This is a genomic window from Stenotrophomonas sp. SrG (assembly GCF_050031795.1).
In the GTDB taxonomy this organism is placed as follows: Bacteria; Pseudomonadota; Gammaproteobacteria; order Xanthomonadales; family Xanthomonadaceae; genus Stenotrophomonas; species Stenotrophomonas rhizophila_A.
Genome location: NZ_JBNBBE010000626.1, coordinates 1 through 250, shown reverse-complemented (window position 1 = coordinate 250; position 250 = coordinate 1). Strand labels below are relative to the sequence as shown.

Below are 250 nucleotides of genomic sequence, written 5' to 3'. Positions count from 1 at the left end.
AAAGCTCTGCCACCAAGCCCGATCGAGCACCATGCCCCGCTGCTCCAGCGTTGCCAGCAACCCGCGCAGCTCCGGATTGCGTCCCGATGTCAACGGTACCTCCACCACAAAGCGCCCGCTGCGCACCAGCACATCGTGGGCATGCTGCAACGTTTCCGCCCAAGCGGAGGCGTCTTGCGACAAACGCGCAATGACCACGTCCACGGGTGGGCAGGTAGTGTGCCAGCGCGCCTTGTCCAGCCATTCCACG

1 protein-coding gene is annotated in these 250 nt (G+C 64.8%); it reads right to left on the bottom strand.

What is annotated here, in order from left to right; genetic code table 11:
- Positions 1 to 204 (bottom strand): hypothetical protein (locus ACQG3P_RS21095; RefSeq protein WP_426806144.1); only part of this gene is annotated, 204 nt, incomplete at its 3' end.
- Positions 205 to 250: the final 46 nt, after the last annotated feature.